This is a genomic window from Streptomyces sp. NRRL S-340 (genome assembly GCF_000720185.1).
Lineage (GTDB): Bacteria > Actinomycetota > Actinomycetes > Streptomycetales > Streptomycetaceae > Streptomyces.
In genome coordinates, this window is the sequence record NZ_JOIY01000051.1 from 1 (window position 1) to 23,222 (window position 23,222).

Here is a 23,222-nt window from a genome sequence, read left to right on the forward strand (position 1 = left end):
AGCGCCGATGGTACTGCAGGGGGGACCCTGTGGGAGAGTAGGACACCGCCGAACAAATTTTAGGGAGAACCCCGCACCTCACGGTGCGGGGTTTTCTGCTTTTCCGGACCTGTTTAGGCTCCTTGGTATGCGCTATGACCTCGTCCTCTTCGACAACGACGGTGTGCTCGTCGACAGCGAGCCGATCTCGAACCGTCTCCTCGCCGCCTATCTGACCGAACTGGGACACCCCACCTCGTACGAGGACTCCCTCCGGGACTACATGGGGGCGGCGATGCACAGGGTCCACGACTTCGTGCTGGAGCGCACGGGGCAGCGGTTGCCCGACGACTTCGACGACGTCTTCCACGCCCGGGTCTTCGCCGCGTTCCAGCGGGAGCTGAAGCCGGTGCCCGGTGTCGTGGACGTCCTGGAGAAGCTGACCGCGGACGGGACACCGTACTGTGTCGCCTCGTCGGGGAGCCATGAGCGGATCCGGGTGGGGCACCGCACGACGGGCCTCGACCGGTGGTTCGACGACGCGCGGATCTTCAGCTCGCAGGACGTGGGACGGGGCAAGCCTGCACCGGACCTCTTCCTCCACGCGGCCGAGCGGATGGGGGTCGCTCCGGAGCGGTGCGTGGTGGTCGAGGACTCCCCGCTGGGCGTGCGGGCCGCCCTGGCGGCCGGGATGGACGTGTACGGGTTCACCGCGATGACGCCCGCCTGCCGGCTCAGCGGAGCCACTCAACTCTTCGGTGACATGGCGGACTTGCCTGACCTGCTGGTATGAGCCGGCGTATGACCGGGGCCACCGGCGCCGGGCTGACATTTGTCATGCGGACCTCCGGACGATCGTTTCTGTCGGCGGACCCCCCTCGGCGGCGAAGCTGAGGGCATGACGAAGAAGACGGGGAACCAGAGCCGGAACACCACCGAGAACCCGAGCGTGCTGGACAACTTCAAGCCGCTGATCCTGGACGTGGCGCTGCCGCTCGGCTCGTACTACGCCTTCAAGGATGCCCTCGGGATGAGCACCTTCGCGGCGCTGGCCTGGAGCAGCGCGGCGCCGGCCCTGCGGACGGTGTGGAGCCTGGTCCGGGAGCGCCGGGCCAACGCCCTGGCGACTCTGATCCTCTTCGTGAACGTCGTCTCGCTGCTGCTGAGCTTCGTCTCCGGTGACCCGCGGTTGATGCTCGCCAAGGACAGCGGGGTGAGCAGCACCGTCGCCATCGGGATCCTGGTCTCCGTGGCGCTCGGCAAGCCGATGATGACCGCGGGGATGAAGCCCTTCCTGGTGAAGGGCGACGCCGGCAGGGAAGCCGCCTGGGGGCGGCTGATGTCCGGCACCGCGGCCGGGTCGGCGGCCTTCCGGGGCAAGGAACGCGTGTTCTCCGCCGTCTGGGGCGTGGCGCTGCTGGCCGAGTGCGTGGCGCGGGTCGTGGGCGCGTACACCCTGCCCGTGGACACCATGGTCTGGCTCGGCTCGGTGATCATGGTCGGCGCGATGGCCGTCGCGTTCGTGGTCAGCGGCGGGGCGGCCGTCGGTCCGATGGAGGGGATGCTGGCCGCCGAGGTCGAGGCCGGGAAGGCCGGGGCGACCGGGGCCGGGCAGCCGGAGCACGCCACCGCCGCGGTCCCGTCGGCCGCCGCCACCACGGTTGCCGCCCCGGCGGTTCCCGCCCCCACCCCCGTCGCCGTCTGAACCGTCCGCGCGAAGCTGAAGGAAATTCATCTTTGACCGGATCTACCCACAGGTAGCCTCGGGCCCTACGCTCGCCGCCATGACAGATGTGCTGCGGCGCGGTAGGGCCTCTTTGGCGTTCAGCTTCTTCGCTCAGGGCACCGCTTTCGCCCTCCTGGTGACGCGCATCCCGGCGATCCAGGACCACTACGGCCTCACCGACGCCCAGCTCCCCATCGTCCTCGCCGCCGTCCCCGTCCTCGCCGGGGTCGGCAGTGTGACGACCGAGCAACTGGTCAAGCGGATACGCCCCAGCCGGCTGCTCCGCTGGTCCCAGCCGCTGGTGCTGCTGGCCCTGCTGGGCGCCGGTGCCGGGCACGGCATCGCGGCGATGGCCGCCGCACTCGCCGTGTTCGGGCTCGCCGTCGGCGTGCTGGACGCGTCGATGAACATGCTCGGGGTGAGCCTGCAGCGGACCTACGGCCGCAGCATCATGCTCAGCTTCCACGCCGCCTACAGCCTGGGCGGGATCGTCGGCGCCTCGCTGGCCTGGGCGGGGGCGCACTGGCACCTGGCGCTGTGGGTGTCGTACCTGCCGGTGGTGGCGGTGCTGCTGCCGGCGGCCCTCGTGGGGAGCCTGTGGTACGTCGACGGGAAGGCCGCCGGGGCCGGGACCGCCGGGGCCGGGACCGAGGGGGCCGGCGACGGGGGTGCGGCCGGCACGCTCGTGTTCCGGCTGCTGCTGCCGCTCTGCCTGGTGATGACCTTCGCGTACATCGGCGACTCGACCGTGTCCAACTGGAGTGCCAAGTACCTCCAGGACACGCTGGGGAGTTCGGAGCAGCTGGCGACGGTGCCGTACAACGTCTACATGGTGACCACGCTGCTGGGCCGGGCCATCGGGGACGTGGGGGTACGGCGGTTCGGGGCGGTGGCCGTGGTGCGGCTGGGCGCGCTGGTGGCGGCGCTGGGATTCGCGGTGGTGGCCGGGGCGCCCGGTGCCTGGGCGGGGATGCTCGGGTTCACGCTGCTGGGGCTCGGGCTGTGTGTGCTGGTGCCGCAGACCTTCGCCGCGGCCGGGCGGTTGTTCCCGGGGGCGTCGGACGCGGCGATCGCACGGCTGAACATCTTCAACTACGTGGGTTTCCTGGTCGGCTCACCGCTGGTGGGCGCGCTCGGCGACGCGTGGAGCTATCGCGGGGCGATGCTGGTGCCGATGGTCCTGGTGCTGGTGACGCTGGTGTACGCCAGGTCGTTCGCGCCGCGGGCGGACCGATACGGTGGCGGGCATGAGCGGCCGCGCACAGCTGATGTGGGACGAGGCAGTAACGGGGTATGACTTCGGCCGGGACCATCCGATGGACCCGGTCCGCCTCGCCCTGACCCGGAAGCTGGTCGGCGCCCTGGGCCTGGACCGCGAGGTGCGGCTGGTCGCGGCCAAGCCGGCCGGGGAGTCGACGCTGCGGCTCGTGCACCGGCTGGACTACATCGAGGCGGTGAAGTCGGCGTCGGCGGATCCGGGGTCCGCGGACGGTGCGTACGGCCTGGGCACGCTGGACGATCCCGCCTTCGCCGGGATGCACGACGTCTCCGCGCTGATCGCCGGCCAGTCGGTGGGCGCGGCGGAGGCGGTGTGGCACGGGGAGGCGCTGCACGCGGTGAACTTCGCGGGCGGGCTGCACCACGCGATGCCGGGCGCGGCGTCCGGCTTCTGCGTGTACAACGACGCGGCGCTGGCCATCGCGCGGCTCCTCGAACTCGGCGCCGAGCGGGTCGCGTACGTCGATGTCGACGTGCACCACGGCGACGGGGTGCAGGCGGCTTTCTGGGAGGACCCGCGGGTGCTGACGGTCTCGCTGCACGAGCATCCGCGGACGTTGTTCCCGCAGACCGGCTGGCCGCAGGAGACGGGCGCCGAGTGCGCGGAGGGCTCGGCGGTGAACGTGGCGCTGCCCGCCGGCACCGGGGACGCGGGGTGGCTGCGGGCCTTCCACGCGATCGTCCCGGAGCTGATCGCGGACTTCCGGCCGCAGGTCCTGGTGACGCAGCACGGCGCCGACACCCACTTCGAGGATCCGCTGGCGCACCTGGCCGTGTCCCTGGACGCGCAGCGGGCCGTGCAGGTGGCCTGCCACGAACTGGCGCACGCGCACGCCGACGGGCGATGGGTCGCACTCGGCGGCGGCGGTTACGCGGTGGTGGACGTCGTCCCCAGATCGTGGTCGCATCTGGTGGGCATCGCGGCGGGGCGGCCGGTGGAGCCGGAGACGGTGATCCCGGAGAGCTGGCGGCAGGAAGTGTACGCACGGACGCGGCAGTTGGGGCCGATGCGGATGACGGACGGCCGGTGGCCGGTGACGTGGGCCGACTGGGAGGCGGGGTACGACCCGGCGGACCGGCTGGACCAGGCGATCCGCGCGACGCGACGGGCGGTGTTCCCCCTGCGGGGCCTGCTCGCGTAGCGGGCGGCCAAGAGCTGCGAACAGAACGGGCGCCCGGCTCGTGACGCCCGGCCCGCACACGCTCGCGGCGTTGCCGAAAGGCCCCGGTGACTCCGCTGCGAGGAGCTTCCGGCGGCTTGCGCTCGCACGCGCCGGGCGCCGCGGGCTGACCGGACTCCCGTCTTGTTCGCAGCTCCGACAGCGGTCGGCGGTCGACGGGTGGCGGGTGGCGAACAGCGGTCGTCATCCGGTCGCCGACGTTCGGCGGCCGGTGGCCGACGTTCGGCGGCCGGTGGCCGACGTGCGGCGGCCGGGGGTGCAAGGGCTGCCCGGCGGAACGGCCGTCCCGTGGCGGACGTGCCTGCGTTACGCCGACCGTGCGGTGTTCTCCCGGTTCCCGGGACGTGCCCGCCGCGTGTCCGGCACCATCGCTTCGTGTCGAGCACCGCTGCACTGCGCGCCCACCTGGTGCGCGCCGGACTGGCCGGGGTGGTGGCCACCACGCGGGAGGTGAGCCTGCGGAGCTACCGGCTGTTCGCGGCCGGTGACCCCCGGGCGCTGATCGGGATCGACCCCGAACGGTCCTGGGGGCAGCGGGAACTGATCGGGTTGATGGCCGAGAAGTGCGGCGTTTCGGCCGATCCGCTGCACACCTTCGGCCATGATGTGATTGACCCGGAGCTGACCCTGGCCGCCCTCGGTGCCTTCGCGGACCGGCTCGGCCTGGCCGCCCGGCGCCGCACGGCGGTGCTGCTCGGCACCGGGCACCCGCACCGGCTGCTCGGTTTCTACGCCGCGTTCGCGGACGCCCTGTCGGCGGCGGGATGTACTGTCCTCACCCCGGCGCAGGGTCGCTGTGTCGACATAACGACCCGGTTCGGTCTACGTACGCACCGCCTCGACTACGTACGCCGCGTCGCCCTGGTACGGTCCGCCGGCCCCGAACGCCCCGGTTGTGAGCCCGGCGCACACACGCACTCGCCGCTCCCGGTTCGGGTGGCCCTCGACGCGGCCGCGGAGGCCGGCGGCCCGCTGCCCGAGCTGGTGATCGGGGACCACGGCTGGGTCTGCGGGGCAGGTCAGCTGGGGTTCGAGGCCATGGGCCTGGCCGACACCGACGACCCGGCGCCGTTCGTCGGGCAGGCGGAGGGGCGCGTGTCCGTCGTCGTTCCACTTGATGACGGTGTGCGAGCCGACTACTACCGTCCGCTGGTCCGCTACGTGCTCAATCGAGCGCGTCTGTCGCCCTAGTCCGGTGATGCGTGCACCTCTTCCCCACTCGCACCACCCGCCCCTAGTCTGGGGAGTGAGCACGCAGCGACGAAGAGTCACCGGAAGGGGAAGCCGGTGGCCGTCGAGTGCGGAAGGTGCAGGTGTGTCATGGCTGCAGCTGACCAGAGGCCTCTGAACGAGGTTCAGTTCCTTACCGTGGCGGAGGTCGCCTCGGTGATGCGAGTGTCGAAGATGACCGTGTACCGGCTGGTGCACAGCGGTCATCTGCCCGCGATCCGGGTGGGGCGGTCCTTCCGCGTCCCGGAGCAAGCGGTTCACGAGTACCTTCGCGAGAGCTATGTGGGGGTGGAAACCGCCTGACGGCAGCGGAGGGGGACCCGTACCGGGCACCGCCGGGTCCCTCCCGGCCCACCGATTAACAAGTGCGCCGCTCCTGCGGGTAGGCTAGCCCCTCGTAGGTCGTGTGGGCCCATGGCGCCCAAACACCGAGTGATGAGAAGTGAGCGAGGGTAGTCGTGGGCTCTGTTATCAAGAAGCGGCGCAAGCGGATGGCCAAGAAGAAGCACCGCAAGCTGCTGAAGCGCACCCGCGTCCAGCGTCGCAACAAGAAGTAGTGACGCCGGTCGCCACTGTGTAGTGCGCGACATCGCGAGAGCGTGTCCGTGGCCCCCCACCCGTGCGGTGGGGGGCCACGCGCGTCACACAGCGCAGTCGGCGGTCATCACAGCGCGACACCGGCCAGGATAGGTTGGCCGCACACGGGGAACGCGGGACGCGACGTGAAGGAAGGCGCTGAGCTTGGGACAGATCGTGCTCGTGACCGGAGTGGCCCGCCGGCTCGCCGGCCGGTTCGTCCGGCGGATCCAGCGTGACCCGCAGGTGGACCGGGTGGTCGCCGTGGACGCGGTCCCGCCCGAGCACCATCTGGGCGGCGCCGACTTCATCCAGGCGGACATCCGTCAGCCCACCCTCGCGCGGGTGCTGGCCGAGACGGCCGCCGACACGGTCGTCCACATGGACGTGACCGGCACCGCGCTCGGCGGCGGCAGCCGGGCCACGGTCAAGGAGACCAACGTCATCGGCACCATGCAGCTGCTGGGCGCCTGTCAGAAGTCCCCCAACGTCCGGCGGCTGGTGGTGAAGTCCAGCACCAACGTCTACGGCTCCGCGCCCCGCGACCCGGCGGTGTTCACCGAGACGACCCCGGCCAAGTCGCTGCCCAGCGGCGGCTTCGCCAAGGACACCGTCGAGGTCGAGGGGTACGTGCGGGGCTTCGCGCGGCGCCGCCCCGACGTGGCCGTGTGCGTGCTCAGGTTCGCCAACATCCTCGGGCCGACCGTGGACACGCCGCTCGCCTCGTACTTCGCGCTGCCGGTGCTGCCGACGGTCTTCGGCTACGACCCGCGGCTGCAGTTCGTGCACGAGGACGACGTGATCGAGGTGTTGCGCATCGCCTCGCACGAAGCCCGCCGGGGCACGCTGAACAGCGGCACCTTCAACATCGCCGGGGACGGTGTGCTGCTGCTGTCGCAGTGCGCGCGCCGGCTGGGCCGCCCGACCGTGCCGCTGCTGCTGCCGGCGGTCACCTGGGCGGGCTCGCTGGTGCGTACGCTGGGGATGACGGACTTCTCGCCCGAGCAGATCCGGCTGCTCACCCACGGCCGGGTCGTGGCCACGGACGAGATGCGCCGGACGCTGGGATTCGCGCCCCGGTACACGACCGCCGAGACCTTCGCGGACTTCGCCCGCAGCCGCGGCCCCGGACTGCTGCCGCCCGAGGCCCTCGCGGGGGCCGTCGACCGGATCGCCGCGCTGTCCCGACAGGGCGGCGGCCACCCCCCGACGCCGAGCGCCAACTGAGGAGCGCAGCAACGATGGCGGACGCCAAGGTCATTCCGTTCGACGACGACCGTTCCCGAGGGAGCGGCGGAGCGCGGCCGTCGCGGCGCCGGAGCACGGGCAGCCGGCGTTCCGGCGGCGACGCCGCGGTGGTCAGGGAGGTCCAGCCGCTGCCGACGGGCGCGGCGGCGCAGGACGAGGGTGCCGAGAGCGGTGAGCCCGAACAGGAGCGCCCGCCGCAGCCGCCGCGGGGCGCCGAGGAGGGCGCCGGCGGCTTGGAGCGGCGGGTCGCCGGCGGCCTGGCGTTCCTGCGCCGGCGCCTCACCGGGGAGTACGAGGTCGACGACTTCGGCTACGACGCCGAGCTGACCGACCAGGTCCTGATGTCCCTGCTGCGGCCGGTGTACGAGAAGTACTTCCGGGTCGAGGTGAAGGGGATCGAGAACATCCCCAAGACGGGCGGCGCGCTGCTCGTCGCCAACCACTCGGGCACGTTGCCGCTGGACGGGCTGATGATGCAGGTGGCGGTGCACGACCACCACCCGGCCGGCCGGCACCTGCGGCTCCTCGCGGCCGACCTCGTCTTCGTGCTGCCCGTGGTCAACGAGCTGGCCCGCAAGCTGGGCCACACCCTGGCGTGCGCGGAGGACGCCGAACGGCTGCTGGGCCAGGGGGAGCTGGTCGGGGTGATGCCGGAGGGCTTCAAGGGCATCGGGAAGCCCTTCAGCGAGCGCTACAAGCTCCAGCGCTTCGGGCGCGGCGGTTTCGTCTCCACGGCGCTGCGCCAGGGAGTGCCGATCATTCCGTGCTCGATCGTCGGGGCGGAGGAGATCTACCCGATGCTCGGCAACGCCAAGACGCTGGCGCGGCTCCTCGGCTTCCCGTACTTCCCGCTGACGCCGACCTTCCCCTGGCTGGGGCCGCTGGGTGCGGTGCCCCTGCCGACGAAGTGGACGATCCAGTTCGGTGAGCCGATCCCGACGGACGGCTATCCGCCGGAGGCGGCCGAGGACCCGATGCTGATGTTCAACCTCACCGACCAGGTCCGCGAACAGATCCAGCACACGCTGTACAAGCTCCTGGTGCAGCGGCGGTCGGTGTTCTTCTGAGATGTGCCCCGGGGCGCCCGCCCGGGACGAGGGCGCCCCCCGGGAGGGGCGCCCTGGCCGCCGTACTGCTGCGGGGCGGGTGCTACTTGGCGTCCTCGCCGTCGATGCCCAGGCCGGGCAGGAGACCCGGGAGGAGGGGCGGGATCGTGACGTCGGGGTCGCTGCCGGGCGACTTGCCGGCGGACGGGGAGGCGCTGCCGCTGGACTGCGGCGGGTCGAGCAGACCGCCGGTGGTGCCGCCGAGCAGACCGTCACCGCTCTCGCTGCCGCTGCCCGCCGACGCCGTGGGGCTGCCGCTGCCGGGCCCGTGAGCGCCCGAGGGACTGCCGCTGCCGGTGCTGGGCGGGGCGGAGCGGCCGGCGGAACCGGTGGGGCCGGACGGTGACGCCGGTGCCTTCCGGTGCCGTCCGCCGCCGTCGGCGGGGGCGGCGGGCTGGGGCAGCAGCGACTGGAGCGGGGCGACCTCCTGGTCTATGGCGTCGAACACCGAGGAGACCTGGTCGCTGACGTCCCCGAGCTGCACGGGCAGCTTCTCGCGCAGCGCGCCCCAGGCGTCGCGGTGGGACTTGGAGAAGGCGGAGAGCGCCTGGATGGGGCCCAGGGACTCCGGGTCGCGCTCGTACGCCTCGTGCAGCAGGCGGTGGCCCTCGGTGGCGTCGTGCTGCATCCCGGACAGGGTGCGGCGGATCTCACCGAGGGACTCGTGGTCCAGGTGGCCACCGCGGCCCCGCTCCAGCAGCCGCCTGGCCTCGCTCAGCCGCATCGAGGCGAGGTCCAGGTAGGCCTGTCCCTGGTCGTCGGCCCCGTCGGTCAGGTAGTTGAGCTTGAAGTCCTCGATGCCGCGCTTGAGGCCGTACAGCGAGTCACCGGGGAGGGCGTCGGAGCTGGCGGCTGCCACTCCGCCGAAGGCGCTCGCGGCCACCCCGACGCTGAGCCCGCCCGCGGCAAGGCCCTTGGTCAGGCGTGTGCGCGGCCGCAGTTTCCCCAGGCCGCTCGCCCGGTGCGCGCCCTTGCCCCGGTGGCCCCGCTGACCGGGCACCGACAGCTCACTCGCCTCGCCCGCCGCGGTGCCCTCCTGCAGCATGGCCTCCATGGCGGCCACCAGCTGGGCCCGCTGGACGGCCTTGACCTCGGGGTCCAGCTCCGGCCTGGGCAGCGCGCCGAGACCGGTGGCGAGGGCCGTCAAGCGCCCCTGCTCGGTCTGGTCCGCCGCCGGGTCCGGTTCCGGTCCCTCGGACTGCTCGGCCGCCGGGCCCCGGTCGGACAGCTCCTCCAGGGCCTGGGCGAAGGCGTTCGCCCGCCGGTGCGCCGATACGTTCGCGATCACTGGCGGCACCTCCTCTCGTCATGACGGTCGACTCCACGGGGGTCCTGCGGGGTTGCACGCCCACGACCGGACCACCCGATCGGGTGATCAGCGTGGGCCAAGGCATGACCACAGGGAGCCTGTATCCCGCACAACGAGCGCCCCGGCACTTCGGTTACGGACGTTCCGGGATCCGGTGGAGAAGTCAACGCGCCGCGACGGAGGGTGAGTTGAATGTCGCTCAGGGTGGGCGGTCTCAGCGGGCGTCGTCGGGGAGCAGCCGGGCCAGGGTGCGCACCGCCCGGTACTGGAGGGTCTTGATCGCGCCCTCGTTCTTGCCCATCACCCGGGCGGTCTCGGCGACCGAGAGGCCCTGGAGGAAGCGGAGCGTGACGCACTCCTGCTGCTGGGGGTTGAGCCGTCGTACGGCGTCCAGCAGGGCGGCGTTGGACAGCGACTCCAGGACGGAGTCCTCGGGGGAGCGCTCGACCTCGTTGGCGTCGAGCATCTCGCCGGTGGTGACCTCCAGCCGGAAGCGGCTGGACTTGAAGTGGTCGGCGACGAGGTTGCGGGCGATGGTGACCAGCCAGGCGCCGAAGTCGCGGCCCTGCCAGGTGAAGGTGCCGATGCGGCGCAGGGCCCGCAGAAAGGTCTCGCTGGTGAGGTCCTCGGCGGTCGCCTTGCCGCCCACGCGGTAGTAGATGTACCGGTACACGGTGTCGCTGTACTGGTCGTAGAGGCGGCCGAAGGCGTCGGCCTCGCCGGCCTGGGCGCGTTCGACGAGGTCCATCATCCGGGCGCTGTCGCTGTCCGCGGCGGGGCGGCGGACGGTGGCCGCCGGGGCGGAGCGCGCGCGTCTGCCGGCCGTCCGCCCGTCGCCGGAACGCCGCCCCTCGACGACGGCGCTGCGCGCGGGCCCCTGCTCCATGCCGTCGGCCAGCGCGTAGCACGGGCCGAGCGGCGCGGCGGTGGCGAAGGCGGGGCCGGGGTACGCGGTGGGGACGATGGTGCGCAGCAGGTCGAGGACCGTTGCGCGGAGCGTAGCCAGGCCCGAGGCGTCAACCCCGACGTGTGGGTACACGGGACTCCCAGAGGCAGAGCTTGCATCACGTGCAGTGCGGAACCATTCACCCGTCGTAGCGACGGAGGGGTGCCGGATTGCGTCTGAGGAGAATAACGCTTCGTACAGGCCCTGCTACACCGAGTTGCTCAAATCACCGATTACGTCGTTTCGGTAACCGGTTGATGACCGTTCGTGTGTCGCAGAGTGACCGTTTGCTGATCGTTCTGGTTCGTGATCGGGGTAGGACAGGGGCGTGTTGTGGCGGTGTACCGCCAACGGGTAAGGCCGGCGCGGTACATGGGGGCGTTCGGTCGTTTGACCGGAATCCGGCTGCGCGGAGCGACTGTGACCGGTGGTGTCACTGTGTTTTCCGTGACCGGTGGTGTGCGGCCGCCCGGCGCCGGGGGTGCGCGGTCAGGGACGACGGCGGCCGGGTGGCCGGGTCCGGTGGCTGGGCGCGGGGACCGGTTCGGGTCCGGCGGCCGACTGCGGGGCCGCTGCGGGCCGGGTCCGGGCCCGCGGGGCGCGCGCCGGAGGTCAGCGGCGGCGCCGGTGCAGGGCGATCGCCGCGGCGGTGCCGCCCGCGACCGCGCCGACGCCCGCCGCGGCGGGGATGCCGACCTTCGCCGCCTTGCGGCCGGTGCGGTAGTCGCGCAGGCGCCAGTCCTTCTCCCGGGCGTGTCGGCGGAGCTTGGCGTCGGGGTTGATGGCGTAGGGGTGGCCGACCAGCGACAGCATGGGGATGTCGTTGTGCGAGTCGCTGTAGGCGGCGCAGCGGGACAGGTCCAGGCCCTCCGCCGCCGCCAGGGCGCGGACCGCCTCGGCCTTCGCCGGGCCGTGCAGCGGTTCGCCGACCAGGCGGCCGGTGTAGACGCCGGCGACCGACTCGGCCACCGTGCCGAGCGCGCCGGTCAGGCCCAGCCGGCGGGCGATGACCTGGGCGATCTCCACCGGGGCCGCGGTGACCAGCCACACTTTCTGGCCGGCGTCGAGGTGTGCCTGGGCCAGGGCCCGGGTGCCCGGCCAGATGCGCTCGGCCATGTACTCGTCGTAGATCTCCTCGCCGATGGACTGCAGCTCGGAGACGCGGTGGCCCTTGACGATGGACAGTGCCGAGTCGCGGGCCTCCTGCATGTGTTCGGGGTCCTCGACGCCGGCCAGCCGGAACCAGGCCTGCTGCCAGGCGAACCGGGCGAGGTCGCGGGTCTCGAAGAACTTCCGTTTGTACAGGCCCCGGCCGAAGTGGAACAGCGCGGCGCCCTGCATCACGGTGTTGTCCAGGTCGAAGAAGGCGGCGGCGCGGTCGTCGCCGTGCACGGGGAACTCCGGTTCCGCCGGGGCGGGCGCCGGGGCCTGTGCCTCCTGGGAGGACTTGCGCGCTGCCTCCGCCGAGGCCTCGCCTGCCAGCACGCTCCGCGCGGTGGCGGAGCGCCTACGGGGGGTGAGCCATCCGAGAGCGGCCATGGCTGTGAGCATAGCCAGTCTGTTCGGGGGTTCCTCAGCCGCGAGGTTCGGGCGCCGTGAACTCTGCGCGACGGCGCCGTGAAGGGGACCGCCGAGGGCCGCCCCGGGACGGCCCGGAGGAGGGCGGCGGGATGGCCGCGGGGGCGGCGGCGGGGCCGCCGGGGGATCCGCGGCGGGGAGCCGCCGGAGGGCGCGCGGCAGGACGGCCTCGGAGCCGGGGGAGGGCCGGACGGCCGGGCGGGGCGGTCCTGGAAGCGGGGGCGCCGCCGGGGCGACAATGTCCGGCATGAGTCCGCTCTTCCGCCGCAGGCCCCCCGCTCCCCAGGACCGGCTGGTGACCCTCGTCCGCAAGCCCGGCTGTCATCTGTGCGACGACGCGCAGGAGGTCGTCGAGAAGGTGTGCGCGGATCTCGGTGTCCGCTGGGAGCAGAAGGACATCACCGAGGACCCGCGGCTGCACGACCGGTACTGGGAGCAGATCCCCGTCGTCCTGATCGACGGGGAGCAGCACACCTTCTGGCGGGTGAACGAGGAGCGGCTGCGCCGCGCGCTGGCCGGCTGAGCCGCGCATCAGCGGGCCCGAGAGGCCGGCCGCGAACTGACCGGCGGGTACAAAGTGGCCGAAAGTCGCTTAGGATCGACGGCGACTTGGTCTCGGGGGCGGTGATCGTGAAGGAGCGTGTGCGGTTTTGCCCCCAACGAGTAAGGAACGCGGACGCGGGTGCGTCGGTTCCGCATGTTCACGCCGGGGGCGCGTGACCCCGGTCACGTTGGCCGGGCAAATCGGACACCATCTTTGTGCACGCGTTCACAAAGACATAGCCTGCTGTCGACGGGGCGGTCCGGGAACGTATGACCGCCCACAGCCCCGCTCTACCCGCAGGAGCACCGTGGCAACTGGCCGAACTCACCGACCGGCGACCCGTAGCCGAGGGATTCCCGAGGCCACCGTCGCCCGGCTTCCGCTGTACCTCCGAGCCCTGACCGCACTGTCGGAGCGCTCGGTCCCGACGGTTTCCTCCGAGGAACTGGCGGCGGCTGCGGGAGTCAACTCCGCCAAGCTGCGCAAGGACTTCTCCTACCTCGGCTCCTACGGGACCCGTGGTGTCGGCTACGACGTCGAGTATCTCGTCTACCAGATCTCCCGTGAACTGGGGCTCACCCAGGACTGGCCGGTTGTGATCGTCGGCATCGGAAACCTCGGCGCCGCGCTCGCCAACTACGGCGGGTTCGCCTCCCGCGGCTTCCGCGTCGCCGCGCTCATCGACGCCGACCCCGCGATGGCCGGGAAGCCGGTCGCCGGGATCCCGGTCCAGCACACCGACGAGCTGGAGGCGATCATCCGGGACAACGGCGTCTCGATCGGCGTCATCGCGACGCCCGCGGGCGCCGCCCAGCAGGTCTGCGACCGGCTCGTCGCCGCGGGCGTCAGCTCCATCCTGAACTTCGCGCCGACCGTGCTGAACGTCCCCGAGGGCGTCGACGTGCGCAAGGTCGACCTCTCCATCGAACTGCAGATCCTGGCCTTCCACGAGCAGCGCAAGGCCGGCGAGGAGGCCGCCGCCGAGGGCGCGGTGCCCGCCGCCGCTGCCGCCCGGAAGCACTCCGCCGACCAGGGACCCGACGGGGACGTCCCCGCCGTGATGCCGGCATGAGCCTTCTCGTCGTCGGACTCAGTCACCGCAGCGCCCCCGTCAGCGTCCTGGAGCGCGCCTCCCTGAACGCGGACGACCGGGTCAAGCTGCTCCAGGACACCGTCGCCGCGGAGCCCGCCACCGAGGCCGCGGTCCTGGCCACCTGCAACCGCATCGAGCTGTACGCCGACGTGGACAAGTTCCACGCCGGGGTCGCCGAGCTGTCCACGCTGCTCGCCCAGCACAGCGGGGTCGGCCTGGAGGAACTCACTCCCCATCTTTACGTGCACTACGAGGACCGTGCCGTCCACCACCTGTTCTCGGTGGCCTGCGGCCTGGACTCGATGGTCGTCGGCGAGGGCCAGATCCTCGGCCAGATAAAGGACTCGCTCGCCCGCGCGCAGGAACTGCACACCGCGGGACGCCTGCTGAACGACCTGTTCCAGCAGGCGCTGAGGGTCGGCAAGCGGGCGCACTCCGAGACCGGCATCGACCGCGCCGGGCAGTCCCTGGTCACCTTCGGCCTGGAGCAGCTGTCCGCGGGCACGGCCGTCACCGACTGGGCGCGCGGCAAGAAGGCCCTGGTCATCGGCGCCGGTTCGATGTCGTCGCTGGCCGCCGCCACGCTGGCACGCGCCGGTGTCGGCGAGATCGTCATCGCCAACCGCACCCGGGAGCGCGCCGAGCGCCTCGCGCGGATCCTCACCGAGGGCGACGACACGCACGTGCCGGCCCGCGCGGTACCGATGGACGCGGTACCGGTCGAGCTGACACGTGCAGACATCGCCGTCTCCTGCACCGGCGCGACGGGACTCGTCCTGACGGCCGAGGCGGTCGCCGCCGCGGTCGAGGGCCGTACGGCCGAGCCCGTCGCCCGGCCGGACGGCGGCCGCACGGCCCCGGAGCCCGCGGGGAGCCGTACGGCAGCCGCGGTGGAGCCGGGCCCGCGCGAGACGACGCAGCCGACCGCCGCCGGTGCCGAGGAGGGCTGCCCGCTCGACCTGGCCACCGTGGAGCAACTGGCCGGTGTGGAGCCGGGCTTCTCCCTGCTCGGCGAGTCCGCGGTCGCCGGTATCGACGCGGCCACCCTGGAGCAGCACGGGGCCTGGGTCGACGGCGGCACCTCCCTGCTGGAGCGGGGCCGCGCGCGTGACGCGCAGGCGGAGGCCGGCGCGGACGCCGAGCTGATCACCGCGCTCGCGGCGACCGCCGCCACCGTCGGCCGCGTCCCCGAACTGCGCAAGCCCGAGCCGGTCGCCGTGCTCCCGCGCCCCGAACCGGTCCTCTTCGTCCTCGACCTGGCCATGCCCCGCGACGTGGACGCGGCCGTGCACCGGCTGGCCGGGGCGCGCCTGGTGGACATCGAGTCGCTCGCCGAGGCCTCGGCCGACGCGCCGATGGCGGCCGACGTCGACCAGGTCCGCCGTATCGTCTCCGACGAGGTCGGGGCCTTCGGGGCGGCCCAGCGGGCGGCGCACATCACGCCGACCGTCGTCGCCCTGCGCACCATGGCCGCCGACGTCGTGGCCAGCGAGATCGCCCGCCTCGAAGGGCGGCTGCCCGGCCTCGACGACAAGCACCGCGCGGAGATCACCCAGACCGTGCGGCGCGTCGTGGACAAGCTGCTGCACGCCCCGACCGTGCGGGTCAAGCAGCTCGCGGCCGAACCCGGCGGCGCCGGGTACGCCGACGCGCTGCGCACCCTGTTCGACCTCGACCCGGAGACGGTGGCCTCCGTCTCCCGGGCCGACGAAGACTCCGAGAAGAACGGCAAGAACCGAGGGCCGGCATGAGTAACAAGGCACTGAGACTCGGGACCAGGCGCAGCAAGCTCGCCATGGCCCAGTCCGGGCAGGTGGCGGACGCCGTGAGCCGGGTGACCGGACGGCCCGTCGAGCTGGTCGAGATCACCACGTACGGCGACGTCTCCCGCGAGCACCTGGCGCAGATCGGCGGCACGGGCGTGTTCGTCGCGGCGCTGCGCGAGGCGCTGCTGCGGGGTGAGGTGGACTTCGCGGTTCATTCGCTCAAGGACCTGCCCACCACGCAGCCCGAGGACCTGGTCCTGGCCGCGATACCCGAGCGCGAGGACCCGCGCGACGTGGTCGTGGCCCGCGATGCGCTGAAGGTCACCGACCTCGCCGCGTCGTCCCCGACGGGGGTGGCACGCATCGGCACCGGCGCCCCGCGCCGCATGGCCCAGCTGAACGCGTACGCCCGCGCCCACGGACTGGACATCGAGACGGTCCCGATCCGGGGCAACGTCGACACCCGCATCGGCTTCGTCCGCAGCGGTGAGCTGGACGCGGTGGTCCTGGCCGCGGCCGGACTGAACCGGATCGGCCGCAGCGACGAGGTGACCGACTTCCTGTCGGTCGACACGGTTCTGCCCGCCCCCGGCCAGGGGGCTCTGGCGATCGAGTGCAGGGCGGGGACCACCGCCCAGGACACTGAGCTGATCGCCGCGCTCGCCCGGCTCGACGACCCGCTCACGCGGGCCGCCGTGACGGCCGAGCGGTCACTGCTCGCCGCCCTGGAGGCCGGTTGCAGCGCCCCTGTGGGTGCTTTGGCCGACCTCCTGGCCGACGGGCAGACTGTCAAGGAAATGCGCCTGCGGGCCGTCGTCGGCACGACCGACGGCACCACGCTGGTGCAGCTGTCCACCACCGGTCCCGTGCCCCACACGCACGACGATGCGATGGCGTTCGGTCGCGAACTCGCCACCGAGATGCTCGCCCAGGGCGCGGCCGGTCTGATGGGGGAGCGAGCACATTGAGCCCCACCACCCTTCCCGCCGGTCCTGAACACGGGCACGTCACCTTCCTCGGTGCCGGACCCGGAGATCCGGGACTGCTCACACTGCGCGCCGTGGAGGCGCTGGCGAACGCGGACGTCCTCGTCGCCGAGCACGAGGTGCTCGACGTCGTCCGCACGCACGCCCGGCAGGGCGTGACCGTCGTGGACACGGCCTCCGGCTCCTCGCCGGACGCCGTTCCGGGCACGGGCGCACCTCAGCTCACAGTGGTTGACAGCACGTCAGCCACCGTCGGGGCCCCCGCGGTGCGGGATGCCGCACATCTTGTCATGGAGGCCGCGCGGGGCGGCAGGCGGGTCGTCCGTGCGGTGACCGGTGACCCGGGACTCGACACGGACGCCGCCGCCGAGATGCTCGCGTGCGCCGACGCGGGGGTCCCCTTCGAGGTCGTCCCCGGCATCGCGAGCGCCGTCGGTGTGCCCGCGTACGCCGGTGTCCCGCTGCGCGACGCCGAGGGCACCGACGTGCGGTTCGTCGACGCCCGTACGGCGTCCGACCGCTGCTGGACGGAGGTCGGCGCCTCCGACGGCACGGTCGTCGTGTCGACGACCCTGGACTCGGTGGCCGCCACGGCCGGTGAACTCGTCACGGCCGGCCGCAAGCCGGACACCCCGATGACGGTGACCGTCGCCGGTACGACCACCCGCCAGCGGACCTGGACCGCCACCCTCGGCACGGTCGCGCAGACCCTCAAGCAGGCCAAGGTCCTGCCGTCTCCGGACGGCGGCCGGCCGGTGATAGCCGTGGTCGGTGAGCGCAGCGCCGCCGCGGCGCGGCGCGACCAGCTGTCGTGGTTCGAGTCCAAGCCGCTGTTCGGCTGGAAGGTCCTCGTGCCGCGCACCAAGGAGCAGGCCGTGTCGCTCTCCGACCGGCTGCGCTCCTACGGTGCCGTCCCGCACGAGGTGCCCACCATCGCCGTGGAGCCGCCGCGCACCCCGCAGCAGATGGAGCGCGCGGTCAAGGGCCTGGTCACCGGACGCTACGAGTGGATCGCCTTCACCTCCGTCAACGCGGTCAAGGCGGTCCGCGAGAAGTTCGAGGAGTACGGTCTCGACGCCCGTGCCTTCGCCGGCATCAAGGTCGCGGCGGTCGGCGAGCAGACCGCCAAGGCGCTGATCGCCTTCGGCGTGAAGCCCGACCTGGTCCCGAGCGGCGAGCAGTCGGCCGCCGGCCTGCTGGAGGACTGGCCGCCCTACGACCCGGTCTTCGACCCGATCGACCGTGTCTTCCTGCCGCGCGCCGACATCGCCACGGAGACGCTGGTCGCCGGGCTGATCGAGCTGGGCTGGGAGGTCGACGACGTCACGGCCTACCGCACGGTCCGCGCCTCGCCGCCGCCGGCGGAGACGCGTGAGGCGATCAAGGGCGGCGGTTTCGACGCGGTGCTCTTCACCTCGTCCTCGACGGTGCGCAACCTGGTAGGCATCGCGGGCAAGCCGCACAACGTCACGGTGATCGCCTGCATCGGCCCGGCGACGGCCAAGACGGCGGAGGAGCACGGCCTGCGGGTCGACGTGATGGCCCCCGAGCCGTCCGTCCTCAAGCTGGCCGAGGCCCTCGCCGACTTCGGCCTGCGCCGCAGGGCCGCCGCCCTGGAGGCCGGCGACCCGGTGACCCGGCCGAGCGAGCGGCGTCCGGGGGCGCGGAGGCGTCGGTCCTCGACGTAGCGGCGCCACGGGTGAGCGGAACGGCGGGGCGTGCCTTCAGGGGCGCGCCCCGCCGTCGTGCGTGGTGCCTCGGGGACTCCGTCAGCGCCCGGAGGCGTACGGCAGGAAGGCCGCCCAGGTGGTGGGGGTGAGGGCGAGGCGGGGGCCGCGGGGGTTCTTGGAGTCGCGGACGAGGATGTGATCGGGGACGGCTGCTACTTCGATGCAGTCGGGGCCGCTGGACGTGCTGTAGCTGCTCTTCCTCCAGGCCACTTCGACGCAGGATGGACCGTCGTCGGTGCTGTAGCTGCTCTTTATCCACTCCAGCTCAGAGCTGCGTTTGAGGCTCATGTTTCTCCCCGCAGTTGCTCGATGAAGGTCAGGGACTCCCGTGGCGTGAGCGCCTGTGCCCGGATGATCCCATAGCGCACATCGAGGACGGTCGTCTCCTTGGGACCGCAGAACACCCGGCTGACGAGCGGCGCTTCGCTGAGCCCCACGGCTGTCCCGTCCTTGAGCTTGAGCAACCGGAAGAGCCCGCCGAGTCCCGAGTTTTCCTCGCTGGTCAGGGGAAGCACCTGTAGGTCGACGTTGGGTAGCCGGGCCACATCCAAGAGCCGTTCAAGCTGCGCACGCATGACCACCCTGCCCCCGATCGGTCGCCGCAGCGTGGCCTCGCACAGCACGAAGCTGAACAGCGGTTTGGCGGTTGCGCTGTCGATGATCTCCTGACGGGCCAGGCGCGCAGTCAGCTGCCGCTCCAACTCCTCATCCGTGAAAGGGGGTCGGCGCGAGCAGAAGACGGCCCGCGCATAGTCCTCGGTCTGGAGTAGGCCGTCCACAACCGAGTTGTTGTACGAACAGATCTGTACGGCCTCGACCTCCAGGCGGCGGACGTCCCGCACCTTCTTCGGATACCTGACCTCCGCCAAGTCTCGCGTCATCGCCGCGACCCGGCCGCCCGCGTTCAGCACTCGGTCCGCCGCCTCCAGGTACTCCGGCCGGGGAATCCTTCGTCCCCGCTCCACAGAAGAGACCAGTTCCTCGCCGTACCCGATGGCCGCACCGAACTCCGCCTGGGTGAGGCCGGCGGACTCGCGCCAGAGCTTCAGTTGCCGTGCGACGGCCCGCACGACCGCGCTGGCTTCCTCGTCATCCGGGCTCATGTCACTGTCGTTCACGTCTGCCCTCCCACCGCACCCTTCCCCGTCCAACCCGCCGCCTCCGCACGCCGTTATCCCGGGCAGCCCGGACGGAACCGGACACCTCCCGGACAGCCACCGGCCGCACGGGGCATCTGTCTTCACAGAGTACGCAGGCGTGAACACGCTGAGTGACGTGAATCAGCAGATCGCCGCAGCGCACACGTCGTTGCACCACTTCTCCGTGCCGCTCTCCGCCACGCGCCGCGGCGCCCGTCTCGCCCGGCTGCTCGCGGCCGAGCGGCTGGACGCGTGGGGAGTCCCATTGGACCCGGCGCGGCTCGTGGTCGCCGAACTCGCGGCGAACGCCGTACTGCACGGCAAGGTTCCCGGGCGGAGTTTCCGGCTCGGTCTCTCCCTCCTCGCGCCCAGGGTGCTGCGCGTCGAGGTGACCGACGCCCGGGGTGACCGGCTCCCGGTCCCCGAGCGTGCCATGGCAGTCGCACAACCCGCCGAGTCCGGTTACGGGCTGCTGCTCGTCGAGGAGTTGGCCGACCGGTGGGGCGTACGGGAAGGGCCGTTCCCGTGCAAGACCGTGTGGGCCGAGTTCGATCTCGCCGGTTCGCCGGGCCGCCTTCCACCGGCGCCGGGGAACACGTGATCCGGTGAGGCGGCCGCCGGGGCTTCGGGACGTAAAAAGACCAAAGAACCCAGGGAAATAACCAACCAACCAAACCAAACCCGGCGTAGGTCACCCGGGTGGGTGAAATCGGTCGGTGTGGGTGGCGCGGCGGCTGGTCAGGCGGGCAGTCTCGGCTCAGACAACCCACACATACGTCGGCCCCCGCCGGGACTGCCATCCCAGTGCGAGGGCCTGACCAACGAGGAAGCGAACCCTTCCCCATGGCTGTGAAGAAGCCTAGTGCTGCCCCGCGTCCGAATCACGAGGTTCGGGCAAGTACCACCCCCACCGGGGTCACCCACGTACGCACGTACCAGTCCGGCCAGTACGTCGTCGTCGGCAACCACCTCGCGCAGCACCGCGAGTTGTCGCTGACCGCGATCGGGCTGGCGACGCACATCATGTCGGTGCCCGAGGGCACCCCGGTCGACATCCGCAGCCTCACCGAGCGCTTCCCCGAGGGACGCGACCGGATCGCCTCCGCGCTGCGCGAGCTGGAGGCGCACGGCTACCTGGAGCGGGTCCGGGAGCACACGGCGGCGGGTCGTCTGGTCACGCGGACGTACGCCCACCACACGCCCGCCGCAGCCCAGCGGGCAGCCGTGCCCCCGCCGGTGCCGCCGCAGGCGGCCGCCCGTCCGGTCGTGCCGCACGCCCGCGCGCCCAAGCGAACGCACGGGACGCCTGCGCAGGGCACGGACACGTCCCAGGAGGATGATCCAGCCGTCCGGCAGGCGGAAGCGGTGCCGGACGGCGGGCCGGTACGGGAAGGCGGGGTGGTCGGCGAAGGCGGGGCCGTTCGCGAAGGCGTGGCGGTTCCCGGAGTGCCCCGGCAGCGGTCCGTGCCCGGGCGGCCTCGGCCGTCGACGCCTGTGAGGCCGTTGCCGCCGAACGGCCCGGGAACCCGCGACCGGAGCGATGACGAGCGCTACGACAAGGCCGTCACGCTGCTCGCCGGGCTGCGCCGTGCCGACGGCCGGCTCGTCCTCTCCCTCCGCGACGTGAACGCTCTGGTCCCGGGAGTCGTCGACTGGCTGGACAGGGGTGTCCCCCTAGTCGACATCCGCCGGGCCCTGGTGAGCGGTCTGCCCGCCGAGATGAACCACCCGGCGGGTGTCCTGGCCTACCGCCTGCGCGAACTGCTGCCGCCGCGGCTTCCCGTCGTCCCGGCGCTCCCGGCCGGTGCGACGACGCACGCGGAGGGGCCCCGGCGTCCGCATCCCCTGCAGGACTGCGACGGTTGCGAGCGGGTCTTCCGGGCGCCCGCCCCCGGCCGCTGCCGGGACTGCCGGGCGGAGCAGGCCGGGGTGGGCGGCGCCCTGTGCCCCGCGTGAGTCGCGGGGCGCAGGGACTCAGACCAGCGTCGTGATGCAGAACGGGTGCCCGGCCGGGTCCAGCAGGACCCGCCAGCGGTCGGGGGAGGGCTGGTCGGCGGGCTTGGTGGCGCCGAGGGTGAGCAGGTGGGACTCGGCGGCGTCCAGGTCGTCGACGCCGATCTCCAGGTGGGCCTGCTTCCCCTGGGCGGGGTCGGGCCAGGTGGGGCGGCGGTAGTCGGCGATGCGGTTGAAGCCGAGGCCCGGGGTGCCGTCCTTGGCGAGGAAGACGAAGTCGTCGGTGGAGAAGGCGACGGGCAGGCCGAGCATCTCGCCGTAGAAACGGCCCAGTTCGGCGGGGTCGGCGCAGTCGAAGGTGACGGCGGCGTAGCGGTAGGCGGGTGCGGAGGTGCTGTTCTCGGTGCTCATGCAAAGACCGTAGGACGGGACCAGGACAGTTCCGGTCCTGGATGTGCGAGGACTGTGGAACACTTCCGGCGTGATCAGTGCGTCCGCCCGGCTGCTGCGACTGGTCTCCGTGCTGGCCGCCCGCCCCTCATGGACCTGCGCCGAGCTGGCCGAGCGGACCGGGGTCACCGAGCGCACGGTGCGGCGGGACGTCGCCAGGCTCCGGGAGATCGGTTACGTCGTCGACTCCGAGCCGGGGCCGTGGGGCGGCTACCGGCTGCGGGCCGGGTCCCGGGTGCCGCCGCTGATCCTCGACGACGAGGAGGCCCTGGCCGTGGCCGTCGGGCTGCGCGAGGCGGCGCTGAGCGGGGCGCTCGGCGGTGACCAGGCCGCGCTGTCGGCGCTGCTGAAGCTGCGGCAGGTGCTGCCGCGGCGGATCGCCGAGCGGCTGGAGGAGATGGACGCCGCGTTCGTGCACACGCCCCGGGCCAGCGAGCCGCAGATCACCTCCGGGATGCTGCTGGAACTGGCCGCCGCGTGCCGCCGGGGCGAGCGGGCGCGGCTGGCCTACCGGGACGGGCAGGGACGGGCCACCGTCCGGGACGTCGACCCCTACCGGCTCGTCCACACCGGGCGCCGCTGGTACTTCGTCGCCCGGGACGTGGCACGGGACCAGTGGCGCACCTTCCGCGCCGACCGGGTCGAGCACGTCCAGCCGACCGGGCAGCCGGTGGCGCCCGCCGACCCGCCCGACCCGGCCGGGCTCGTCTCCCGTTCCACCGCGAACGGCCCCTACCCGCTGACCGCGACGGTCCGGCTCCCGCTGTCCGGGGAAGAGGCGCTGCGGCTGATCCCGGCGACGGTCGGCACGCACCGCCCGGACGGCCCCGACGCCACGGTCGTGGACGTCGGGGGCCCCGACGCCGACGGGCTCGCCCGGTACCTGCTCGGGCTGGCCGTACCGCTGCGGGTGCTGGCCCCGGCGGCCGTACGCGAGGCCCTGGTACGGCACACCCGCGAACTCCTCGCCGCCAACGCCGACGGGGAGGAGCACCTGCCCGGTGCACACCGGGCGGACGGGGACGAGCACCCGCCCGGCGCGCAGCGCGCTGACGGGGATGCGTGTTCGGCCGGTACGCACAGCCCCCGCGGGGGCGAGCACCCGCCCGACGCGCACCGGGCCGACGAGGACGCGTACTTGGCCGGTATGCACAGCCCTCGTGGGGACGAGCACCCGCCCGGCGCGCAGCGCGCTGTCGGGGAGGCGTGCTCGGCCGGTGCGCAGCGCGCCGGCGGGGGCGAAGTCCCGTCCGGAGCGCACCGCCCCCACGGGGACGACCCGCCCGCGCAGCGCTCCGACGCCGCCTGCCCAGGCGGTCCGCGGCGGGCGGGGGAGCGGGGCGGGGGCGGCGGGCAGGCGGTCGACACCGCGTCGGCAAAAGGGCGTCCGGGGCGGGCGTAGCG

22 protein-coding genes and 1 pseudogene are annotated in these 23,222 nt (G+C 72.7%); 17 read left to right on the plus strand and 6 right to left on the minus strand.

The features are described 5' to 3' along the window. The first annotated feature begins 127 nt into the window (after positions 1–127). From IG64_RS31435 to IG64_RS31470, 9 genes are all read left to right on the plus strand, one after another. Positions 128–772 carry an HAD family hydrolase gene (locus IG64_RS31435; RefSeq protein ID WP_037862375.1) on the plus strand — a complete coding sequence of 215 codons (645 nt, stop codon included), beginning with the start codon at positions 128–130 and terminating at the stop codon, positions 770–772. Between the two features lie 105 nt (positions 773–877). Beyond that, positions 878–1,684 carry a VC0807 family protein gene (locus IG64_RS31440; RefSeq protein ID WP_051813550.1) on the plus strand — a complete coding sequence of 269 codons (807 nt, stop codon included), beginning with the start codon at positions 878–880 and terminating at the stop codon, positions 1,682–1,684. A 79-nt stretch (positions 1,685–1,763) separates the two neighbouring features. After that, positions 1,764–3,002, plus strand: coding sequence for an MFS transporter (locus tag IG64_RS31445; RefSeq protein WP_078884334.1), 1,239 nt, complete (start codon positions 1,764–1,766; stop codon positions 3,000–3,002). Next, positions 2,953–4,125 (plus strand): acetoin utilization protein AcuC, encoded by a 1,173-nt coding sequence (locus IG64_RS31450; RefSeq protein ID WP_037862380.1) that lies wholly within the window; start codon positions 2,953–2,955, stop codon positions 4,123–4,125. The genes IG64_RS31445 and IG64_RS31450 overlap by 50 nt, the downstream gene beginning before the upstream one ends. A 414-nt stretch (positions 4,126–4,539) precedes the next feature. Beyond that, positions 4,540–5,355, plus strand: coding sequence for a phosphatase (locus tag IG64_RS31455; protein WP_037862382.1), 816 nt, complete (start codon positions 4,540–4,542; stop codon positions 5,353–5,355). A 129-nt stretch (positions 5,356–5,484) separates the two neighbouring features. Next, entirely contained in the window at positions 5,485–5,697 is a 213-nt protein-coding gene (locus tag IG64_RS31460) for a helix-turn-helix domain-containing protein (RefSeq protein WP_158771693.1), read from the plus strand. 155 nt (positions 5,698–5,852) lie between these two features. Then, positions 5,853–5,951: a 30S ribosomal protein bS22 gene (locus tag IG64_RS39605; RefSeq protein WP_003948845.1), complete on the plus strand. Its 99-nt coding sequence runs from the start codon at positions 5,853–5,855 to the stop codon at positions 5,949–5,951. A gap of 184 nt (positions 5,952–6,135) precedes the next feature. Continuing rightward, positions 6,136–7,197 (plus strand): NAD-dependent epimerase/dehydratase family protein, encoded by a 1,062-nt coding sequence (locus IG64_RS31465; protein WP_037862389.1) that lies wholly within the window; start codon positions 6,136–6,138, stop codon positions 7,195–7,197. A 14-nt stretch (positions 7,198–7,211) separates the two neighbouring features. Continuing rightward, the gene (locus tag IG64_RS31470; RefSeq protein ID WP_037862391.1) at positions 7,212–8,285 is read left to right on the plus strand and encodes a lysophospholipid acyltransferase family protein; all 1,074 of its coding nucleotides are present in this window, start codon (positions 7,212–7,214) and stop codon (positions 8,283–8,285) included. An 82-nt stretch (positions 8,286–8,367) separates the two neighbouring features. Here the strand turns inward: IG64_RS31470 and IG64_RS31475 are convergent, their stop codons facing one another. From IG64_RS31475 to IG64_RS31485, 3 genes are all read right to left on the minus strand, one after another. Next, a complete protein-coding gene (locus tag IG64_RS31475) occupies positions 8,368–9,612 on the minus strand; it encodes a DUF5667 domain-containing protein (protein WP_037862394.1) in 1,245 nt (414 codons plus the stop codon). Between the two features lie 235 nt (positions 9,613–9,847). Further along, the gene (locus IG64_RS31480; RefSeq protein ID WP_037862396.1) at positions 9,848–10,672 is read right to left on the minus strand and encodes an ECF subfamily RNA polymerase sigma factor, BldN family; all 825 of its coding nucleotides are present in this window, start codon (positions 10,670–10,672) and stop codon (positions 9,848–9,850) included. 519 nt (positions 10,673–11,191) lie between these two features. Beyond that, entirely contained in the window at positions 11,192–12,118 is a 927-nt protein-coding gene (locus tag IG64_RS31485; protein ID WP_037862400.1) for an HAD family hydrolase, read from the minus strand. Between the two features lie 277 nt (positions 12,119–12,395). Here IG64_RS31485 and IG64_RS31490 point away from each other — a divergent pair, with 277 nt between their 5' ends. The 5 genes from IG64_RS31490 (at position 12,396) to IG64_RS31510 (ending at position 18,234) form a co-directional block, all read left to right on the plus strand. Then, positions 12,396–12,680 carry a glutaredoxin family protein gene (locus IG64_RS31490; RefSeq protein ID WP_107474413.1) on the plus strand — a complete coding sequence of 95 codons (285 nt, stop codon included), beginning with the start codon at positions 12,396–12,398 and terminating at the stop codon, positions 12,678–12,680. 328 nt (positions 12,681–13,008) lie between these two features. Beyond that, a complete protein-coding gene (locus IG64_RS31495) occupies positions 13,009–13,773 on the plus strand; it encodes a redox-sensing transcriptional repressor Rex (RefSeq protein WP_037862404.1) in 765 nt (254 codons plus the stop codon). Next, the gene (locus IG64_RS31500) at positions 13,770–15,545 is read left to right on the plus strand and encodes a glutamyl-tRNA reductase (protein ID WP_037862407.1); all 1,776 of its coding nucleotides are present in this window, start codon (positions 13,770–13,772) and stop codon (positions 15,543–15,545) included. Before IG64_RS31495 ends, IG64_RS31500 begins: the two co-directional genes overlap by 4 nt. Beyond that, positions 15,542–16,528, plus strand: coding sequence for a hydroxymethylbilane synthase (hemC, locus tag IG64_RS31505; RefSeq protein WP_037862410.1), 987 nt, complete (start codon positions 15,542–15,544; stop codon positions 16,526–16,528). Before IG64_RS31500 ends, hemC begins: the two co-directional genes overlap by 4 nt. Then, positions 16,525–18,234 carry a uroporphyrinogen-III synthase gene (locus IG64_RS31510; protein WP_037862411.1) on the plus strand — a complete coding sequence of 570 codons (1,710 nt, stop codon included), beginning with the start codon at positions 16,525–16,527 and terminating at the stop codon, positions 18,232–18,234. The genes hemC and IG64_RS31510 overlap by 4 nt, the downstream gene beginning before the upstream one ends. 81 nt (positions 18,235–18,315) lie before the next feature. On the opposite strand, the gene IG64_RS31515 is transcribed toward IG64_RS31510, so the two are convergent. Both IG64_RS31515 and IG64_RS31520 read right to left on the minus strand, forming a co-directional pair. Beyond that, positions 18,316–18,564 (minus strand): DUF397 domain-containing protein, encoded by a 249-nt coding sequence (locus IG64_RS31515; RefSeq protein WP_037862413.1) that lies wholly within the window; start codon positions 18,562–18,564, stop codon positions 18,316–18,318. Next, on the minus strand, positions 18,561–19,394 hold the full coding sequence (locus IG64_RS31520; RefSeq protein WP_324609596.1) for a helix-turn-helix transcriptional regulator: 834 nt from the start codon (positions 19,392–19,394) through the stop codon (positions 18,561–18,563). Before IG64_RS31520 ends, IG64_RS31515 begins: the two co-directional genes overlap by 4 nt. A gap of 157 nt (positions 19,395–19,551) precedes the next feature. Between IG64_RS31520 and IG64_RS31525 the strand changes: the two genes are divergently transcribed. Both IG64_RS31525 and IG64_RS31530 read left to right on the plus strand, forming a co-directional pair. Further along, positions 19,552–20,016: an ATP-binding protein gene (locus IG64_RS31525; protein ID WP_037862472.1), complete on the plus strand. Its 465-nt coding sequence runs from the start codon at positions 19,552–19,554 to the stop codon at positions 20,014–20,016. Positions 20,017–20,258: 242 nt separating this feature from the next. Next, positions 20,259–21,371, plus strand: a complete 1,113-nt coding sequence (locus tag IG64_RS31530; RefSeq protein ID WP_037862415.1) for a hypothetical protein — start codon at positions 20,259–20,261, stop codon at positions 21,369–21,371. Between the two features lie 18 nt (positions 21,372–21,389). On the opposite strand, the gene IG64_RS31535 is transcribed toward IG64_RS31530, so the two are convergent. Next, on the minus strand, positions 21,390–21,779 hold the full coding sequence (locus IG64_RS31535; RefSeq protein ID WP_037862417.1) for a VOC family protein: 390 nt from the start codon (positions 21,777–21,779) through the stop codon (positions 21,390–21,392). Between the two features lie 70 nt (positions 21,780–21,849). Here IG64_RS31535 and IG64_RS31540 point away from each other — a divergent pair. Next, positions 21,850–22,800 (plus strand): annotated as a pseudogene (locus IG64_RS31540) (helix-turn-helix transcriptional regulator); the annotation flags it as partial. Between the last annotated feature and the right edge of the window lie 422 nt (positions 22,801–23,222).

Coding starts and splice junctions, on each gene's coding strand:
- IG64_RS31445 (WP_078884334.1), top strand. CDS start 1,764: ATGACAGATGTGCTGCGGCGCGGTAGGGCCTCTTTGGCGTTCAGCTTC.
- IG64_RS31440 (WP_051813550.1), top strand. CDS start 878: ATGACGAAGAAGACGGGGAACCAGAGCCGGAACACCACCGAGAACCCG.
- IG64_RS31515 (WP_037862413.1), bottom strand. CDS start 18,564: ATGAGCCTCAAACGCAGCTCTGAGCTGGAGTGGATAAAGAGCAGCTAC.
- IG64_RS31435 (WP_037862375.1), top strand. CDS start 128: ATGCGCTATGACCTCGTCCTCTTCGACAACGACGGTGTGCTCGTCGAC.
- IG64_RS31485 (WP_037862400.1), bottom strand. CDS start 12,118: ATGGCCGCTCTCGGATGGCTCACCCCCCGTAGGCGCTCCGCCACCGCG.
- IG64_RS31530 (WP_037862415.1), top strand. CDS start 20,259: ATGGCTGTGAAGAAGCCTAGTGCTGCCCCGCGTCCGAATCACGAGGTT.
- hemC (WP_037862410.1), top strand. CDS start 15,542: ATGAGTAACAAGGCACTGAGACTCGGGACCAGGCGCAGCAAGCTCGCC.
- IG64_RS31450 (WP_037862380.1), top strand. CDS start 2,953: ATGAGCGGCCGCGCACAGCTGATGTGGGACGAGGCAGTAACGGGGTAT.
- IG64_RS31500 (WP_037862407.1), top strand. CDS start 13,770: ATGAGCCTTCTCGTCGTCGGACTCAGTCACCGCAGCGCCCCCGTCAGC.
- IG64_RS31470 (WP_037862391.1), top strand. CDS start 7,212: ATGGCGGACGCCAAGGTCATTCCGTTCGACGACGACCGTTCCCGAGGG.
- IG64_RS31535 (WP_037862417.1), bottom strand. CDS start 21,779: ATGAGCACCGAGAACAGCACCTCCGCACCCGCCTACCGCTACGCCGCC.
- IG64_RS31490 (WP_107474413.1), top strand. CDS start 12,396: ATGTCCGGCATGAGTCCGCTCTTCCGCCGCAGGCCCCCCGCTCCCCAG.
- IG64_RS31460 (WP_158771693.1), top strand. CDS start 5,485: ATGGCTGCAGCTGACCAGAGGCCTCTGAACGAGGTTCAGTTCCTTACC.